Below are 19,471 nucleotides of genomic sequence, written 5' to 3'. Positions count from 1 at the left end.
AAGGTGTACTTGACATGCAATTAAATTGGAATTACATTCAAATTAAGGCATGGATACATAATTTTCATATCCATGCCTTAATAAACTTATCATAGAAAGCTATTTACAGAAAAAACTTCACAGTCTCAAAAAAGTAGATAAGTTTGCAAAACACAAACTTATCTACTTTTTATTCCTCATCTTCTAACATACATAATAATTTTTCATTTATTATGTTCATATCTACTTGGGTAATATTTTCAATAGCTTTTCTTTTTAATCCTCTTAGACTAATTTGCACCTTTTTATGAAAGCTACTTTCTTTTTCATTATCTTTTATTATATTAAAAAAATCTGGTAAGGAATATATTTTAAATTTTTCTACTTCTCTTTCCTTTGCCATATTTTCTAATAGTGCAATAATAATATCTTGATAATTATCTTCTTTCTTTAAATTTAAGTATTTTGATAAATTAGGCAATATAAATTCAAATAGCATTCTTTTAGGAGGAATATCTTTCAGACCCATACTTATTCCTATATCTATAATCAATTCATCAGGTAATTCTAAAAGTTTGCTAAAAATTAAATCATTATCTATTGGTTCTATATAATATTCCCTTCCTTTTAACTTTCTTATAGCTTTAATGGCATCATAGTAACCCAGTTTAATATTTCTATGAGCTAAATCTTTTGTAAAAATAAAAGTTCCACCTAAATCCATAGACGGCTGAATTTCAACTACATTTGCACCTTCATCAATATGTTTTAATTTTCTACTAGAATTTAATCTTATGGCTATTATTTTGTCATAATTTTTTTTTGATAAAAGATTTACAGGGCAATTATCATAAAGCCCTCCATCTAGGTATGCTTTTCCATCTAAAGGTTCCATTTTTAGACCTGGATATCTGGCACTTGCCATTATGAAATCTTTTATTTTTCCATTTGGAATATCTTCTTTAAAGACTTCTATTGGGCTTAAAGGTCCCAATTCCACTGTAACAAGACCAAAGTCCATATTGCTATTTCTTAGTTTTTCCTCATCAATTAATTCATCTACAACTTTTCTTAAATTGTCTGTATCAATGCCTCTATTAGTGATTATTCTTTTTGCTTCACTAGAAAAATAGGTTATGGTTTTTATATTAAGATTTCGATTTATTACATTGGCCATATACCTATCCTCTATATCAAACAGTTGTTGTGGCGTAACATTACTCCACATTTCAAAACATTTTTCAAAATCCCCTTGAGCGACCATTGCTGCATTAAAGGCTCCAATAGAAGTTCCTACTATTCCATCTATCTGATACCCCTCTTCTAATAATGCCCTAATCGCTCCAACATGGAATGCACCCCTTGCACCTCCACCTTCTAATGCTACTCCTAACATACGCTCTCATCTCCCCAATTAAGAGTATTTTACTTCTTTATTTATATTATATCAACTTGTTAGATTTGTAAGTAATTTAAAATAAAAAAAGAAGCTATTAAATAGCTTCTTTTTTATTTTCTAAATCAAATAATATTAATTTATTTTCTTTTAATGTTTCTTTAACATTTATAACTCTTTGGTTTGATGATCCTCTTAGTGTAAGAGATATATTTTTTCTTTCTTCTTCAAACTTGCCATCTACTAAAACATCTGCATATTTTAAAATTTCTTTTTGAAATTCATTAAAGTTTTCAACAGTATAGCCTGTCCATAAATATATTTTCTTTTCAGGATATTTATTTTTAAATTTCTTACATACATAAATAACCCCATCAATATTTTCAGGACAAAGAGGTTCCCCTCCTAATATGGATAAATCTCTCTTTATATTATGTTTATCAATGTTATCCATAATATAACTTAGTTTCTCCTCTGTAAATTCTTCACCATCTGTAAAACTCCAAGTTTCACTATTAAAACAGCCTTTGCACTTGTGAGGGCATCCTTGAGTCCAAAGAGACATAGTAATTCCAAATCCATTTGCTATATCATTATCTTTAATTCTATTTATTCTCATATTATTATGCTCCTTTTAGTATCTGCATTTTATAAATTTAAAAGTTAACCTTATTTGTTCTTCTTTTCATAAGGCATCATACAGCACATAGACCCTTCTGGACATGGTCCAAATTGACAACTTGCGCCAAGAGTTTTTCCAAGTAAAGGACTTACTTTTTCTACTTCTGCTACCATAGTCCATGCTAATTCATTTATTTCTTCTTGTGCTCTTCTGCAACATCTATGATGACAGAAGTTTATTAAGCTTCTTAAGTTCATTGTGCAGATTATTTTTGTTTCACAAGCATTTGGGAATATATATCTAGCGTTTTCAATTGATTTCTTCTCTAAAGTTGAACATAGCTTCTTATATGATGTTCTTAATGTGTCTACAAACTTTTCACAAGATTTATTTTCGTTTTTCCATACTTCAAATTCATCTTTATCTATATTACATTTTTTTAATTGAATATCTACTAATTTACCATACTGATCTGTATTATAAACATAATCATATATTAATTTATCAACTATATCATCATATAGCCTTTGGCTATCTTCCATATGATTTTTATAGCTTTGCTCAAGTATAGGGTTGTTTTTTATATCTTGTGGGATTACATATTCAAACTGAGTTTCTTTAACATATCTTTGAGATTGTTGACTATAAGATGCGATTCTATGTCTAACTAATTGATGTGTTAAACTTCTTGAAACTCCTTCTATTGCAAAAGTAAAGCTAGTATGTTCTAACACACTACCATGACCAATAGAAGTAATCATATTTACAAATCTTTCAATACTTTCAGGTGTTTGCTTTTCCATTAAATTATCAATATTTGACGGTGAATAACAAAGTTTTCCTGCTGTAGCTACAACAAGTTCAGGATTCATTGTATGAGATATAAGTTTTACTTTTAATTTTGTTTCCATTATTTACTCTCCCCTTTTTCAGCAATTTCTATTGTTTGTTCAATTAATTCTATAACAGTCATTTGACCTACTCCATTTGGTACAGGAGTCAAATGACATTGTTTTTCATTTACTATAAGGTCGTAATCTTCTTTAGACACATCACCACACATTTTGCCTTCTTCATTAAAGTTAATTGATACATCTATTATTGTAGTATTATTAGAAAAATCTTGTGCACTTAAGAAGTTAGCTCTTCCTACTGCTGTAACAACTATATCTGACGATGCAATTTTTTCCTTTAAATTTTTAGTTTTACTGTGAGCTATAGTCACTGTGGCATTTTCTTGTAAAAACAACTGCGATAATGGCTTTCCAACTATGTTAGAACGATTTATTATAAGAACATCCTTACCTTCCATATCTATTTTAAATTCTTTTAATAAAGTCATTATACCTCTAGGAGTGCATGCCACATTCCCCTCCAAATTAAGAGATAATTTACCCATATTTCCTATTGTAAATCCATCTACATCTTTTTCACATTCTATAAGATTTGTAAGATAATCTTCATTTAAATGTTTTGATATAGGTAATTGTAATAAAACTCCTGTAACATCTTTATCTTTATTTAAATCTATAATAATCTTTTCTACTTCATCTTGACTAATATTTTCATCTAAGTGAATTATTTTTGAACTTATTCCAACGTCTTCACATTTTTTAACTTTATTTGACACATACTTTCCACTGGCGAAGTCTTCTCCTACTCTAATGATTACTAGAGAAGGTTTTTTACTTAATTTATTTACTCTCTCTTTTAATTGTGCTACTTTTTTTGTTACTAATTGTCTCGCATCTAGTAATGTCATTTTCTTTCCATCCTTTTACTATTTTTATGTATAATAGAAAAGGTGCATATGCACCTTTTCGTTTATAAATGTAAGACTCTTTCTCCGATTTCTTGCGTACGGCCTTTACCCCACATATTTGAACCTATATAACCACAGGTTCTTCTCATAACTTGCATCTCATCTTTATTTCTATTTCCACAGTTTGGACAATACCACTCTAAATTTTCATCTAATTTTATTTCTCCAGTATAATCACATACGAAGCAAACATCCGGCTTAGTATTTATTTCAGCGTATTGTATATTATGATATATATAGTTGATTATTTGTTCTACAGCTGGTAAGTTTCTACTCATATCTGGAACTTCTACATAACTTATACATCCACCTGAACTTATATCATGGAATTGACTTTCAAATTTTAATTTAGAAAATGCATCTATTTCTTCAGAAACATGAACATGATATGAATTTGTATAATACATTCTATCAGTTACGTTTTTTATTTCTCCAAATTTTTGTTTGTCTATTCTACAGAATCTTGAAGTTAAACTTTCTCCTGGAGTTCCATAAAGACCAAATCCAAGGCCTGTTTCTTTTTTCCACTCACTACATTTATCGTTTAAATAATTCATTACTTCAAGGGCAAATTTTTCGCCTTCTTCAGTTGTGTGAGATATATCAAGCATCGCTTGCGTCATTTCATATATACCAACATATCCTAAGGAAAGCGTTGAATATCCTCCTTCTAATAAAGAATCTATTTTTTCACCTTTTTCTAGTCTAGATATTCCACCATGCTGCCAGTGTATTGGTGATATATCAGATGTTGTACCCTTTAATAAATTATGTCTAATCATTAGTGCTTCTTTACAAAGATCTAATCTTTCGTCTAATATACTCCAAAACTTTTCCATATTTTTTTCTGCCGTTAATGCAACTTGTACTAAGTTTAAAGATATAACCCCTTGGTTGAATCTTCCGTACCATTTATAATTTCCGTTTTCATCTCTCCAGTTACTTAGGTGTGATCTACAACCCATTGGAGGGAATGTTTCTCCATCATAATTTTTTCTCATCATTTTTGCACTTTGATAATCTGGTACTAATCTTTTTGTATTACATTTTGCAGCAAGCTTTGTTATATAGTCATATTTACCACCTTCTAGACAGTTATGTTCATCCAGTAAATAAACTAATTTTGGGAACTCTTCACCTATTACTTGACCTTTATAGTTTTTCATTCCCTCTAATCTTTGTACTATCATTTCTTCGCAAATTAACGCCATTTCTCTTTCATACTCATGACCTTCTTCTATCTCCAAGTATATTGTACAAAATGGTGATTGACCATTACTTGTATGAAGAGTTGATAACTGATATCTAATAGTTTGAATACCAGATTTTAATTCTTCCATCATTCTCTCTTCAGCTAATTCTTTAGCCATATCAGGAGAGTATTTTTGTTTATATTTATTTAAATATTTATTGTATGATACCCTTAAAAATGGTGCTATATGTTTTATAGTTATTGTATTTCCTCCATATTGAGCACTTGCTATTTGAGCTATAATTTGAGTAACTATAGTACATGCCGTTCCAAAAGATTTTGGAGATTCTACTAATTTGTTGTTAATAACAGTTCCATTTGTTAACATATCCTCCAAGTTGATTAACATACAGTTGTGTATTGGTTGCATGGCATAGTCCATATCATGATAGTGAAGAACACCTTCATCATGGGCATGAACTATATGAGCAGGTATTAGTTTTCTTCTAGACATATCTTTTGATACTTCTCCTGCTACTAAATCTCTTTGAGTAGATGCTAATATACCATTTTTATTTGAATTTTCATTTAAAACATCTTCATTACTTCTATCTAATAAACCTAGGATGCTATCGTCTGTTGTATTTATTGTCCTTTTAAATGATTGTACCGCTCTATATCCTTCATATGCCTTAGCTGTTAGCTTTTGTTTATAATCAATTAGCTTTGTATATACCATTTCTTCTATTTTGTATACTGTAGCATTGGCATCACGTTCCATACAAATAGTTTCTATATCTTCAGCTATTTCTTTTGCAATCTCTGGTATATAAACTCCACTACCATATTTCATCGCTTTTAATATAGCATTTTCAATCTTATCTTTATCAAATTTGACAACTTTTCCGTCTCTTTTGATTATATTTAACTCTTTTTTCATAAGCATCTCCTTTTGTACATAGTGATATCTATTTTTATCTACATAGATTAATGTTTTAATTTTTTTATGTAAACCTATTGACTTTTATAGAAGTTTTATACCCAGTGTTCCTAAGATAAAACACTATATATAGTAACCACCTTGTATATTCTATACCACATGTGGTGCTTAATCAAGTGATTTATTTTTAATTTTTCAACTTTATTTTTGTCAATACTATATAATTTTTTTATTTATATTCTCAAATGTAGCCATTCAAGCACATTGATTTTTTTTTATATTTTTTTCCATAAATTTACAAAATTTCATAAATTCGTATTGATTTAAAATCAAACAATACTAATAATATTTTTTCATAAAAAAAGAAATATAAAATGAATTTTCCCATTTTACATTTCTTTTAATTAACTTTATTTAAATAATATTTCTATTTTTTCTATACTTGCTTCTAATTTTATGCATTGTACTTTCGCTTTTTCAAACATATATTTAGAAGCTTTTGTCGAGTCTGTTTCAGCATATTTATCATCTAAATAATATACTTTCTTTATACCAGATTGAATAATATTTCTAGCACAATCATGACAAGGGAATAGATTAACATAAATGCTACATCCTTCTAAAGATTTTCCCCTGGCATTTAGTATTGCATTTTGTTCTGCATGAACTACATATGGATATTTTGTTTCAAGAAACTCTCCTTCTCTTTTCCATGGAAAATCTTCATCACTACAACCATTAACGAATCCATTATATCCAATTGATACTATTCTATTGTTTTTGTCTACTATACAAGCACCTACTTGTGTTGATGGATCTTTACTTCTCATTCCTGATAATAAGGATATTCCCATAAAATATTCATCCCATGATATATAGTCTGTTCTCTTCATTATTTCCTCCTTTATATAAAATCCGATTAATTTTGTATTATTTATTTTTATAATATAACACTTAAACCCTATTATTCAAATATTTTTTCTTATTTTAGCATAAAGTACAAAAATATTATTAATGATTTTTTGGCTTTCCAAAAAGTAATCAGTCGATTTTCTTACTTCGTTGATTTTACAATAACAATCATATACACTAAAAATAGGATGCTTTATTTTCAAACAAATAAATTATCTACATATTTAGGGGAGGGAAAATAAAATTGAAAAAATTAGTTGTTAAGGACAAATCTTTATGTCAAGCTTGTTTAGGTTGTGAACTAGCTTGTTCTGAAGCCTTTTATAAAAAAGAAGGTTTCTCTTGTATATCTATAGGGGTTAATAAAAAAAATGTATTAGATGTAAAAGCTTGTAACCAATGTGGCGTTTGTGCTAAAAAATGTCCAGAAGAAGCAATATCTAAAAATGCTAAAGGTATTTATACAATAAACAAGAAAAAATGTACAGGATGTTTAACTTGTGTAGAAGTCTGTCCAAAAGGAATTATTGTTAAATCAGAAGAAAAAACAGCTCCATCTAAATGTATGGCTTGCGGAATATGCGTTAAAGCATGTCCTCAAGAAATACTTGAAATTGTTGAGATTGCTGATTAATTTAATTTTTATTGTAAATATTAAAGATGTAACTTATACTAGTTACATCTTTTTATTTTACAATTATATTTAAACTACTGTATAAATATAATTGTATAAACTTCCATACCTTAATTCATCGTTCAATATCTGAAAAATTTGATCTCTATAATATAAACTTAGAAGCCCTTCAATTATTTGGACATAAATTTTAACTTCATTTAATTCTCTTATCATTGCATCTGATATTCCCTCTTTAAAACCTGCTGGTGAAATAAACTTTTCTTCTTCTGGCTGTATTTTTATTCCTGTAATTTGAAGGTACATATCTTTAAATATTAGATTATGACGTAATTCGTCATCTCTAATTGATTCTATTATTCCTTGTATCTTTTTTGTTTCCTTATTCGGTAATTGACTTACTGGAATATTATAGATTAGCATCGTAAAAATATAGAATCTTTCTTTTGTGATCCTATGGACTTTTCAATTAACTTTATAGAGTTTTGTAATTGATTTGGATCTGGATGTATCCATTCATAAGCATAACTCATAGCTATTTTCCCCTTAAAGTATTTTAATATATATACTTAAAAGTAGAAATTTGTTACTTTATCCATATTAATACTTTTATTTTTATTAATTTTAAATTTTTCATTACTGGCAAATAATTGGATTTATTGTTTTTTCTTCTTACCATATTATTTTGTATTTTTAGCATACTATTAGTGAGAAGTATCTTAAGGAGGTATTTTATGACTACTAAAAATGTATATAGAAATAAACCTCAATTTGAAACTAATCCAACATTAAACAAGAATTTAACTCCTAATGTTCCTGAGTTTCATTCTAATGCAATGGATAATCAAGGTTTGGTCCCATTATCCAATTGTTCTGATGGATGTTATTGTGGTCATGAAAAAGCACACAAAGAAAATTCTGATCACGAATGTTGTCATAGAAAACATGCTGAAGGTCACAAGGATAAAAAATGTAACTGTGATCATAAATAGCTAAATATTACTTCCCTTCAATACTTTGCTTCAAAAGTTAAATTTAAGAAGTCTATATTTATAATAATAAATTTAGACTTCTTTCTTCTCGTTTACTAATTTATTATATGTGATATACTCATTTATATGAGGTGATTGTATGATTAATAATAAAAAAGAAAAAATTAGGCAAGAATTAATTAAATTAGCTGACGATAAATATAGAAGTTTTCATAGCAATTTATGTCCTGGTGTGGAAAATATTTTAGGCGTTAGACTTCCACTACTTAGAAAAATAGCTAAAAATCTATCTAAGGAAGAAGATTATTATAATTATTTAAATAATAATGATACAAAATATTATGAAGAAATAATGATTGAAGGGTTAATAATCGGATATTTAAAAACCGATAATGAAAATAGATTTAATTATATAAAAAATTTCATACCTAAAATAGATAATTGGGCAATTTGTGATAGTTTTTGTAATAATTTAAAATTTACAAAGAAAAATATAAATGAAGTTTGGAATTTTATTTTACCTTATACTTCATCAGAAAATGAGTTTGATATTAGATTTGCCGTTGTTATGATTCTTAACTTTTACATAATTGAAGATTATATTGATGATGTATTAAATACTTTAAATAATATTCACCACGATGGATATTATGTTAAAATGGCAGTAGCTTGGGCTGTATCATATGCATATATTGATTTTCCAGAAAAAACCTTAGCATTTTTAAAAAATAATAACTTAGATAATTTTACATACAACAAATCTTTGCAAAAAATCATTGAATCCACACGTGTAAGTAAGGAAGATAAAGATTTAATGAGAAGCCTTAAAAAAAATAATGTTAAGTAAAAATAAAAATGCTTGAAATAAATTTTATCTCAAGCATTTTGTTATTAATCATTATATACACTTTTAAGTAATTTAATTTCTTTTGCATATCCATCTAATTCATTTGGTGTTTCAAGTAAAAATGGTAAATGTTTAAGTTTCGGGTGATTTATTATTCTAGTTATTGCTTCTAAACCTATATTTCCTTCACCTATTTTAGCATGTCTATCTTTATGACTTCCGCGAACATTTAAACTATCATTTAAGTGAATTGCTTTTAATCTATCTAAACCTAAAACTCTATCAAATTCTTCTAATACACCATCTAAATCATTGACTATGTCGTAGCCAGCATCGAATACATGACAAGTATCCATACATACACCTATTTTATCGCCTAATTCAACCTTATCTATTATTGCTTTTAATTCTTCAAAGTTTCTTCCTATTTCTGTCCCTTTTCCAGCCATCGTTTCAAGTAATACTGTAGTAGAATGCTTAGGTGTTAAAGTTTGATTTATCATATCTGCAATATATTGAACTCCAACTTCTACACCCTGTTTCACATGACTTCCTGGATGAAAGTTATATAAATTTCCTGGCACCATTTCTAATCTTCTCAAATCATCTGCAAAAGTTTGTATCGCAAATTCTCTTTTACTTTCATCTGCTGCACAAGCATTTAAAGTATATGGTGCATGAGCTAATAATTTGGCAAATTTATTTTCTTTAGCTATTTCTAAAAAAGCTTGTATATCTTTTTCATCTAAGTCTTTAGCCTTTCCTCCTCTCGGATTGCGAGTAAAAAACTGAAAAGTATTTGCATTTATACTTAGAGCTTCGTCTCCCATATTTTTAAATCCTTTTGATACTGATAAATGACATCCTATATTTAACATTTTATTCTCCTTTATTTTACGTCTAAATTTTCTATATTAAGTAATTTTTCTTTCACATTAAGTCCACCAGCATATCCAACTAATTTTCCATTAGAGCCAATCACTCTATGGCATGGAATGATTATTGGTATATGATTTTTATTATTTGCCATTCCTATTGCCCTACATGCTTTTTCATTTCCAACAGCAATAGCAATGTCTTTATAACTTTTAGTTTCTCCATAAGGTATTTTTAAAAGTTCATCCCATACTTTCTTTTGAAATTCTGTTCCTCTAGTCTCTAGTGGCAAATCAAAGTCTCTTCTATTTCCTTCAAAATACTCTTTTAATTGCTTAAAACATTCTTTTATTAAATCTGTTTCCTCTATATTATCATTAGTATCTACTTTTGAAAAAAATATATCTGTTATTGCTTTATTATTTTCTCTAATTCCTATAATACCTATCTCTGTTTCATAAAAAAATATATTATTCATTATCCTTTAATATAAGACTTTTAATAATCTTATATCTCCTCTCTATAAAACTTTGTACTACTTATATTATAGATATTATTTTTACTTTATTATCATTTAATATTAAAATTTTTCTATTATTTTTATTAGTACCCTTTTAATAAAATTTGAAACTTAATATAAAACGTTAAAAATTAAAATCCTACCCATAAAAATAGCTTCTTCTTAATTAAAACAGGCAGTTCATAACTAAGTTATAACCTGCCTGTTTATTTTAAATATTATTCTTCTATGTTAAGCTTTATAGATAATTCATCTAACTGAATATCATCTGCAACACCTGGCGCATTTGTCATTGGGCATATAGCATTTTGATTTTTAGGGAATGCTATTACTTCTCTAATATTGTCAGCTCCAGTAAGTAACATTATTAATCTATCAAATCCAAATGCTAATCCAGCATGTGGTGGTACACCGTACTTAAATGCTTCTAATAAGTATCCAAATTTATCATTAGCTTCTTCATCACTAATTCCTATAGCATCAAACATTTTCTTTTGGATATCACTGTTAGATATTCTAACACTTCCTCCGCCTATTTCATATCCATTTAACACTATATCATAAGCTTTAGCTCTTAAACTAGTTTTGTTATTACCAGTTAAACCTTCAACATCTTCATCTAATGGAGATGTGAATGGATGATGCATTGCTATCATTCTTCCAGTTTCTTCGTCTTTTTCGAATAATGGGAATTCTGTTACCCATAATAAATTGTATTTATTTTTATCCATTAAATCAAGTTTTCTAGCAACTTCTAGTCTAACTTGTCCTAATGCATCGTAAACTACAGCATTTTTGTCAGCTACAAATAGTAATAAGTCTCCAGCTTCTGCTCCCATTCTTTCTAATATAGCTTTCATTTCGTCTTCAGAGAAGAATTTAGCTATTGGAGATTCTATTCCAACTTCAGTTAATTTTATCCAAGCAAGTCCTTTAGCTTTGTAAGTTTTAGCATGCTCTTCTAATTTTTTCATTCCTTTTTTAGAGAACGCTTCTGCGCCTCCTTTTACATTTATACCTCTAACACTACCTTTTTCATCAGAAGCAGCACCTGCAAATACTCCAAATCCACAGTCTTTAACTATATCAGATATATTTACAAATTCTAATCCAAATCTAGTGTCAGGTTTGTCAGATCCAAATCTCTCCATAGCTTCTTTGTAAGTTATTCTTGGAAGTGGTAACTCTACATCAACATTTAAAGTATCTTTAAATATTTCTTGAAGCATTTTTTCCATTATTCCCATTACATCTTCTTCATCAACAAATGACATTTCACAGTCTATTTGAGTGAATTCTGGCTGTCTATCAGCTCTTAAATCTTCATCTCTGAAACATTTTACTATTTGGAAGTATCTATCCATACCACTTACCATTAATAATTGTTTAAATAATTGTGGTGATTGTGGTAAAGCATAGAATTTACCTGGGTTAACTCTACTTGGTACTAAATAATCCCTAGCTCCTTCTGGAGATGGCTTTATTAAGAAAGGAGTTTCTATTTCTATAAAGTTATTGTCTGTTAAATAGTTTCTTACTGTTCTAGCAACTTTACTTCTAAGTATTAAGTTTTGTTGCATAGAAGACTTTCTTAAATCTAAGAATCTATATTTTAATCTTAAATCTTCAGAAACATTGTCATTATCTTTTATATATATTGGTGGAGTTTCTGATTTACTTAAAACTCTAAGTTCAGTTGCTTCTATTTCTATATCTCCTGTTGGCATGTTAGGATTTTTAGATTGTCTTTCTCTAACTATACCCTTAACAGCAACAACATATTCTGAACCTAATTTTTCAGCTTTGTTAAATGCTTCTTCACTTACATTTGTATCAAATATTATTTGACCTATTCCTCTAACATCTCTTAAATCAACGAATACTAATCCACCTAAGTTTCTCTTCTTTTGTACCCATCCATTTAAAACTACTTCTTCACCCACGTTAGCAATTCTTAAATCACCACAATAATGAGTTCTTTTTAATCCTTTTAAGTTCTCCATATTTCCTCCTTCGTCATTTACGCACTAAAAGGTGAAAGAATAAAAAATTCTACCACCTTATGTTTATGTCAATTATAATTATAATCTATTTTTTAACTCATTTACTAACTCACTAAGTTTTACAGTAGTTTGCTCTGATGTTTCCATATTTTTAAGAGTAGCTGCATCATTAGCTAACTCGTCATCACCTATAACTATTGTATATTTAGCATTTATTTTGTCTGAGTATTTAAATTGAGCTTTTAAACTTTTTCCTAAGTGATCTATATCAGCACTTATGTGATTATCTCTTAATGCCTTTATTAGACTAAAACTTTTAGTCTTAGCTGCATCACCGATTGTAGCTATGTATATATCTGTAGCTTTTGGATTTTTTATTTCTATGTTATTATTTTCTAAAGTTAATAATAGTCTTTCTGCTCCAAGCCCAAATCCTATACCACTTATGCCTTTTGGCCCTCCTAGTTGCTCAACAAGGCCGTCATATCTTCCTCCACCACAAACTGTACTTTGTGAACCTATATCATTTGATATTATTTCAAAAGCAGTTTTCTTGTAGTAGTCGAGACCTCTAACTATAGTTTTATCAACTACAAATTTTATATCCATTTCTCTTAAATATTCTTGTAATTTAGCAAAGTGTTCCTTACAATCATCACAAATGTGGTCTACCATAAAAGGTATATCTTTTATGTTGTCTTTACATGTAGGATTTTTACAGTCTATAACTCTCATTGGATTTTTGTCTTTTCGATCTAAACAAGTTTCACATAATACGTCAGATTTAGCATCTAGATATGCTTTTAAAGTTTTGTTATATCCTTCTCTACAAACAGGGCATCCTACTGAGTTTATATTTACTGATAAATCTTTAAGTCCTAATTCATTAAAGAATTGCACTGCTAAAGATATTACTTCTGCATCTATTGATGGTTCATCACTTCCTAGTGCTTCTATTCCAAATTGGTGGAATTGTCTTTGTCTACCTGCTTGTGGTCTTTCGTATCTAAAGCATGGAGTTATGTAAAATAATTTTGTTGGTTGTGTATCAGCATATAATTTATTTTCAATAAATGATCTTATTGTACCAGCAGTTCCTTCAGGTTTTAAACTTATTTGTCTATCCCCCTTATCTGTAAAAGTATACATTTCTTTTTGAACTATATCTGTTGTATCTCCAACACTTCTCGTGAAAACCTCTGTATGTTCAAATATAGGAGTTCTCATTTCTTCGTATCCGTATAATGCACAAATCTCTCTAAATTTTTGCTCTACGTAATGCCATTTATAAACTTCCTTTGGTAATATATCTTTTGTTCCTCTTGGCGCTTTACTTAGCATTTTTCTCTACCTCCTCATACTTTCTTTTTATCATTTCGTCAACTCTGTCTATATATTGTTCAACATTTTTGACGTTTTCTACCCTTTCAATCCTATCTTCATCTGGATATACAAATTTAGTTATAGAACCAGCCCCTAGTGCATAATTACTTTGTTTTTCCTCCATAATTTGCATATTATAAATACATTCATAACCTTCTTTAGAATAACCTATGTTTTCTAAGTTACCTAGCATGTGTTTTTGTCTGTACATATAATAAGGATTTAATCCCATATCTCTTGCATATTCCATAGCTAAATTAATCATTTTTACCATTTCCTCGTACTGAGCAAGTTCATAGTCTTCAAGATTTTCCTTTAGCTTTGATGTTCTCTTTACTGCTAAGGTATGAACAGTTAGACTTTCTGGAGATAGTTCTTTTATTTTATCTAAAGTATTTCTAACCATATCTAAATTTTCATCTACTAGACCTAGTATTATATCCATATTTATGTTATCAAATCCTATTTCCCTAGCTAAGCTAAAACAATCTATTATTTCTTGTACGCTATGATTTCTACCTATTTTTTGTAAGGTTTCATCATTCATACTTTGTGGATTTATACTAATTCTATCAACATTATTTTTCTTTAAAACCTCTAACATTTCTCTATTTATTGTATCAGGTCTTCCTGCCTCTACTGTAAACTCTTTAATTCCACTTAAATCAAATTTTTCAAATAAACCTTTGATTAAAATGTCCATCTCCTTAGGAGTTAAAGTAGTAGGGGTTCCTCCACCAATATATAGTGTCTCAATCCTTTTATTTTGTTCTTTTAATAACCTAGCTACACCTTGGACTTCTTCAAGTAATTTAGCTACATACATAGGCTTTAAACTACCAAATTGCTTAAGAGAATTAGCTGGGAATGAACAATAATAACATCTTGTGGGGCAAAACGGAATACTCACATATAAAGATACTTTATTTTCATCAATTGGGTAAATAAATTTTCTTTCTCTTTTGGCAATATCAAGAGCTAAGTTAATTTTTTCATTACTTATAAAATAGTCTAACATTAATTTTTCTTTTATTTGATTATCACTATAATTATCATCAAGTAACGAGTGAACTATTTTAACAGGCCTTATACCTGTAAGTATTCCCCATGGTGGAGTAATGTTAAACTTTTTTTCTAAAATCTTAAACATACTCCTTTTTATAGTTTCCTTTATAACCTTCTTATTTTCCCTTTCACATAGTCCCTCTAAGTTTCTATGCTCTACATGTTCTAGAATAATTTGATAATTTTCACAATACACTGTTTTTGAAAAAACATTGTTATTATGGAAAAATACCGTATTCTCCACAACCATCATGCAATCTTTGCTGTCAATAAATCTAAATTCAGAAGTAAATAATTTAATTAATTCACTTACTTCATATTTAAAGTCATGATCTTTTAATACAACACCTATCATTTTCTAGCTCCTTCTGAAATCCTTGAAGTGTTAATTTATCTCATAAAAGGATTTGTCATTTTTTCTATTTTTAAATTAGAATTTGGTCCATGACCTGGATAAATAGTAATATCATCATCATGTTTTTCTAATTTTTTAAGTGACTTTTCCATTTTTTTATAGTCTCCACCATAAAAATCTGTTCTTCCTATACTGCCTGCAAATAAAGTATCTCCTGTAAGCATATGTTTATCAATTTTTATACACATACTTCCTGGAGTATGACCAGGTGTATGAATAAACTTTAATTTCATATCCCCAACTTTTAATGTGTCATTATCTTTAACATATATGTCAGCATCTAGTTCTACTGTATTTGATGGAAGAGAAGCACTTAAGTTTTTTTTCTTATCTTTTAATATTTCTTTTTCTTCCTCGTGGGCTACTATTTTAGCATTTGTTGCGTCTTTTAATGTTAGAACATTTGTTATATGATCTCCATGACCATGAGTTAAAACAATATATTCTATAATTAAGTTCATTTTTTTCACATAGTTCATTATGTCAATAAAGTTTGCACCAGGATCTACAACAATACACTTTTTACTGTTTTCATCTCCAACTACATAAGTATTTTCACCCATGTAGCTTTCAATAATCTTTTCTAATATCATAGTTTACCCCCTACCTAGAATTCTTTTCTTGATTCTAATAATATAGTTACAGGTCCATCATTAGTTAAATCAACCATCATATGTGCTCCGAATTTTCCTGTTCCTACACTAATTCCTTGATTTTTCACCTTCTGAACAAATTCTTCATACAGCGGATTTGCCACTTCTGGTCTTGCTGCATCCGAAAAACTCGGCCTTCTTCCTCTTCTAGCATCCCCATAAAGTGTAAATTGAGAAACAGCTAAAACTTCACCATTAACATCTTTTAAAGATAAATTCATTTTTCCTTGTGCATCTTCAAATATTCTTAAATTTGTTATTTTATCTACCATATAATCCACATCTTTTGATGTATCATCATGAGTAACTCCAAGTAAAACCATTAATCCTTGATTTATTTGTCCAACAACTTCTTCATCTACTGTTACTTTAGAAGATGAAACCTTTTGTACAACTGCTCTCATATTTTCCTCCTAATTCCTTACCCTGAAAACATCCTCCACACCAGGTATAGCTTTCAGTTTTTTCATTAAATTTGTTAGTTCAGAAATATCATTTACTTCAATTAATAAATTAATATGAGTTATTCCTTCTTTTGTTTTTCTTGCATTAATTCCATTTATATTTAACTTTTGTATAGCAATCATATGAGTAACATCACTTAGCATACTTTTTCTATCTGTAGCAACTATTTTAATTTCGCCCTCAAATTTAGATTTTTTAGGATTATTCCATTCCACATCTACTAGTCTTTTTTGGAAAAGTTCATCATCCAGTTTGCAATTTGGGCAATCAGCTCGATGTATAGCTACACCTCTTCCCTTAGTTACATATCCCACGATCTCATCTCCAGGAAGTGGATTGCAGCATTTTGCAAATCTAACTAAAATATTGTCTAATCCTCTAACTATAACTCCAGAGCTACTTTTTTTCCTTTTTTCTTTGTATTCTTTGTCAGTTATATTGTATTTTGATAAATCTTCATTTTCTTTTTGTCTATTCTCTTTTTCTTTTTTCTTTTCTTCTTTAAGATAAAAATCTCTTACTTTTGGAACAACTTGGCTAGCCATAATTCCACCATATCCTATAGTAGCAATTAAATCCTCTAAGCTTGGTTGGTTGAATTTTTTCGATATTTGTTCCATGAACTTCTCTACAGAAGAATCTTTTAAAGGAATTCCATATCTTTTAAATTCCTTTTCTAAGATTTCATATCCTCTTTCAATATTTTCTTCTCTTCTTTCCTTCTTAAAAAATTGTCTAATTCTATTTCTTGCATTTGGAGTCTTAACAATTTTTAGCCAGTCTCTACTTGGACCATTTGAATTTGTTGATGTTATAACCTCAACAATTTCTCCATTTTGCAACGTATAGTCAATAGGAACTAATCTTCCATTTATTTTTGCACCTACACATTTGTTTCCAACTTTTGAATGAACCCTGTATGCAAAATCTATTGGTGTAGATTCTGCTGGTAGCTCTATTACATCACCCTTTGGTGTAAATACATAAACTTGACTATTGAATACATCTTCTTTTAGTGAATCTAGGAATTCTTGTGGGTCTTTTACATCCTTTTCCCACTCCATCATTTGTCTTAGCCATTTTAGCTTTTCTTCCATCTTTTCATCATTACTCATTGTGCCTTCTTTATACTTCCAGTGAGCTGCTATACCATATTCTGCAATATTATGCATTTCATGAGTCCTAATTTGAATTTCTACTGGCTCACCTTCTGGTCCAATGACTGTAGTATGAAGAGATTGATACATATTTGCTTTTGGCATTGCTATGTAATCCTTAAATCTTCCTGGCATTGGTACCCACAAAGTATGGACCATACCAAGAACAGCATAACAATCTTTTATTGAATCTACAACTATTCTTACAGCAGTTAAATCAAAAATTTCCTCAAAAGTCTTATGCTTATTTTTCATTTTTCTATAAATACTATAAAAATGTTTTGGTCTTCCATAAACTTCACAATCTATATTAACTTCACTAAATTTTTCTTGTAATAAGTTTACTATTCTGCTTATATACTCTTCTCTTTGGCTTCTCTTCATGGAGACTTTGTCTACCAAATCATAATATCCATCTGGATCTATATATCTTAATGCTAAATCTTCCAATTCCCATTTGATTTTAGATATACCTAATCTATGGGCTATTCCACCATAAATTTCTAGAGTTTCTTTTGCTTTATATTTAGCTTTTTCTTCTGGCATATATTTTAGTGTTCTCATATTATGTAGCCTATCGGCTAACTTTATAAGAATTACTCTAATATCTTTTGCCATAGCTAAAAACATTTTTCTTAAATTTTCAGCTTGAGTTTCTTCCTTTGACTGATATTTTATTTGACCAAGTTTTGTTACTCCATCAACTAAATCTGCAACTTCCTTGCTAAACATTTCTTTTATATCATCATAAGTATAGTCCGTATCTTCAATTACATCATGTAAAAGTCCTGCCGATATAGTTTCTATATCAAGTTGCATTTCTACAAGAATATTTGCAACAGCTATTGGATGAATTATGTAAGGTTCACCTGATTTTCTAAGTACACCATCATGGGCAGATTTTGCCAAATAGTAAGCCTTTTCTACAAGAGTAGTATCCGTATTAGGAGCATATTCTTTTATTTTATCTAATATCTCCTGTAATTCCTTATCATGCATATAACCACCTATTCTCTAAAGTATAAATTTTATTATATATGAAAATAGTTGGTAAAAAACCAACTATTATTATTGTCTAGTATTTTATAAGAGAATTAACATTATATTTTGCTAATTTTGCTCTTCCATCTAAGTCCTCTAATTCTATTAGAAATTGCATTGAAACCACTTCTCCACCTAACTTTTCTATAAGCTTAGCCGCTGCTTCCATAGTTCCACCTGTAGCTAGCAAGTCGTCTACTATTGCAACTTTTTGCCCTGGCTTAATAGCATCCTTATGTATTTCTAATTTATTAGAACCATATTCTAAATCATACTCATAACTTTCAATTTCCCATGGTAACTTTCCTGGTTTTCTAACTGGTATAAAACCAACTCCCATACCATAAGCTACTGGTGTTCCCATTAAAAATCCTCTTGCCTCTGGTCCTACAATTAAGTCTACATCCTTGTCTTTTAAGTCTGCTATTATTTCATCAATTGCAAATTTTAGTGCCTTACCATCCTGTAATAATGTTGTTATGTCTTTAAAGCTTATTCCTTCCTTCGGAAAATCTTCAATTACTCTTACTGTTTGTTTTAAATCCATTTAAAACTCC

At 29.0% G+C, this 19,471-nt stretch carries 19 protein-coding genes; 3 read left to right on the top strand and 16 right to left on the bottom strand.

All coding sequences use genetic code 11. The features are described from left to right. Positions 1–169: 169 nt before the first annotated feature. The 6 genes from K0040_RS14050 to K0040_RS14025 form a co-directional block, all read right to left on the bottom strand. Positions 170–1,375 (bottom strand): patatin-like phospholipase family protein, encoded by a 1,206-nt coding sequence (locus K0040_RS14050; RefSeq protein WP_228109402.1) that lies wholly within the window; start codon positions 1,373–1,375, stop codon positions 170–172. Between the two features lie 97 nt (positions 1,376–1,472). Then, entirely contained in the window at positions 1,473–1,994 is a 522-nt protein-coding gene (gene nrdG, locus K0040_RS14045; protein WP_228109401.1) for an anaerobic ribonucleoside-triphosphate reductase activating protein, read from the bottom strand. Between the two features lie 50 nt (positions 1,995–2,044). Continuing rightward, a complete protein-coding gene (thyX, locus tag K0040_RS14040; protein ID WP_228109400.1) occupies positions 2,045–2,908 on the bottom strand; it encodes an FAD-dependent thymidylate synthase in 864 nt (287 codons plus the stop codon). Continuing rightward, the gene (locus tag K0040_RS14035) at positions 2,908–3,759 is read right to left on the bottom strand and encodes a bifunctional 5,10-methylenetetrahydrofolate dehydrogenase/5,10-methenyltetrahydrofolate cyclohydrolase (protein ID WP_228109399.1); all 852 of its coding nucleotides are present in this window, start codon (positions 3,757–3,759) and stop codon (positions 2,908–2,910) included. Before K0040_RS14035 ends, thyX begins: the two co-directional genes overlap by 1 nt. A 62-nt stretch (positions 3,760–3,821) precedes the next feature. Further along, positions 3,822–5,951, bottom strand: coding sequence for an anaerobic ribonucleoside-triphosphate reductase (gene nrdD / locus K0040_RS14030; protein ID WP_228109398.1), 2,130 nt, complete (start codon positions 5,949–5,951; stop codon positions 3,822–3,824). Between the two features lie 410 nt (positions 5,952–6,361). Then, positions 6,362–6,844 (bottom strand): deoxycytidylate deaminase, encoded by a 483-nt coding sequence (locus K0040_RS14025; protein ID WP_228109397.1) that lies wholly within the window; start codon positions 6,842–6,844, stop codon positions 6,362–6,364. A gap of 263 nt (positions 6,845–7,107) precedes the next feature. Between K0040_RS14025 and K0040_RS14020 the strand changes: the two genes are divergently transcribed. Then, positions 7,108–7,497 (top strand): 4Fe-4S binding protein, encoded by a 390-nt coding sequence (locus tag K0040_RS14020; RefSeq protein ID WP_228109396.1) that lies wholly within the window; start codon positions 7,108–7,110, stop codon positions 7,495–7,497. A gap of 69 nt (positions 7,498–7,566) precedes the next feature. Here K0040_RS14020 and K0040_RS14015 read toward each other — a convergent pair whose 3' ends face one another. After that, complete coding sequence (locus tag K0040_RS14015) at positions 7,567–7,920, bottom strand: ferritin-like domain-containing protein (RefSeq protein WP_228109395.1); 354 nt, start codon at positions 7,918–7,920, stop codon at positions 7,567–7,569. Between the two features lie 311 nt (positions 7,921–8,231). Between K0040_RS14015 and K0040_RS14010 the strand changes: the two genes are divergently transcribed. After that, complete coding sequence (locus K0040_RS14010; protein WP_228109394.1) at positions 8,232–8,489, top strand: hypothetical protein; 258 nt, start codon at positions 8,232–8,234, stop codon at positions 8,487–8,489. A gap of 139 nt (positions 8,490–8,628) precedes the next feature. Continuing rightward, on the top strand, positions 8,629–9,336 hold the full coding sequence (locus K0040_RS14005; RefSeq protein ID WP_228109393.1) for a DNA alkylation repair protein: 708 nt from the start codon (positions 8,629–8,631) through the stop codon (positions 9,334–9,336). A gap of 44 nt (positions 9,337–9,380) precedes the next feature. Here the strand turns inward: K0040_RS14005 and K0040_RS14000 are convergent, their stop codons facing one another. From K0040_RS14000 to K0040_RS13960, 9 genes are all read right to left on the bottom strand, one after another. Then, entirely contained in the window at positions 9,381–10,214 is an 834-nt protein-coding gene (locus K0040_RS14000) for a deoxyribonuclease IV (protein ID WP_228109392.1), read from the bottom strand. Positions 10,215–10,225: 11 nt separating this feature from the next. After that, on the bottom strand, positions 10,226–10,690 hold the full coding sequence (locus tag K0040_RS13995) for a methylated-DNA--[protein]-cysteine S-methyltransferase (RefSeq protein ID WP_228109391.1): 465 nt from the start codon (positions 10,688–10,690) through the stop codon (positions 10,226–10,228). Positions 10,691–10,950: 260 nt separating this feature from the next. Further along, positions 10,951–12,735, bottom strand: a complete 1,785-nt coding sequence (aspS, locus tag K0040_RS13990) for an aspartate--tRNA ligase (RefSeq protein WP_228109390.1) — start codon at positions 12,733–12,735, stop codon at positions 10,951–10,953. A gap of 78 nt (positions 12,736–12,813) precedes the next feature. Then, complete coding sequence (gene hisS / locus K0040_RS13985) at positions 12,814–14,076, bottom strand: histidine--tRNA ligase (protein WP_228109389.1); 1,263 nt, start codon at positions 14,074–14,076, stop codon at positions 12,814–12,816. Continuing rightward, a complete protein-coding gene (gene hemZ / locus K0040_RS13980) occupies positions 14,066–15,538 on the bottom strand; it encodes a coproporphyrinogen dehydrogenase HemZ (protein WP_228109388.1) in 1,473 nt (490 codons plus the stop codon). The genes hisS and hemZ overlap by 11 nt, the downstream gene beginning before the upstream one ends. A gap of 35 nt (positions 15,539–15,573) precedes the next feature. After that, on the bottom strand, positions 15,574–16,191 hold the full coding sequence (locus K0040_RS13975; protein ID WP_228109387.1) for an MBL fold metallo-hydrolase: 618 nt from the start codon (positions 16,189–16,191) through the stop codon (positions 15,574–15,576). A 14-nt stretch (positions 16,192–16,205) separates the two neighbouring features. Beyond that, positions 16,206–16,655: a D-aminoacyl-tRNA deacylase gene (gene dtd / locus K0040_RS13970; RefSeq protein WP_228109386.1), complete on the bottom strand. Its 450-nt coding sequence runs from the start codon at positions 16,653–16,655 to the stop codon at positions 16,206–16,208. Positions 16,656–16,664: 9 nt separating this feature from the next. Further along, positions 16,665–18,872, bottom strand: coding sequence for a RelA/SpoT family protein (locus K0040_RS13965; protein ID WP_228109385.1), 2,208 nt, complete (start codon positions 18,870–18,872; stop codon positions 16,665–16,667). Between the two features lie 76 nt (positions 18,873–18,948). Continuing rightward, positions 18,949–19,461, bottom strand: a complete 513-nt coding sequence (locus tag K0040_RS13960; protein WP_206925535.1) for an adenine phosphoribosyltransferase — start codon at positions 19,459–19,461, stop codon at positions 18,949–18,951. Positions 19,462–19,471: the final 10 nt, after the last annotated feature.

It is taken from the genome of Terrisporobacter petrolearius (assembly GCF_020748185.1).
GTDB lineage: Bacteria > Bacillota > Clostridia > Peptostreptococcales > Peptostreptococcaceae > Terrisporobacter > Terrisporobacter petrolearius.
Note: the sequence above shows the minus strand (reverse complement) of the source record. Positions and strands in the feature narration are given on the sequence as shown.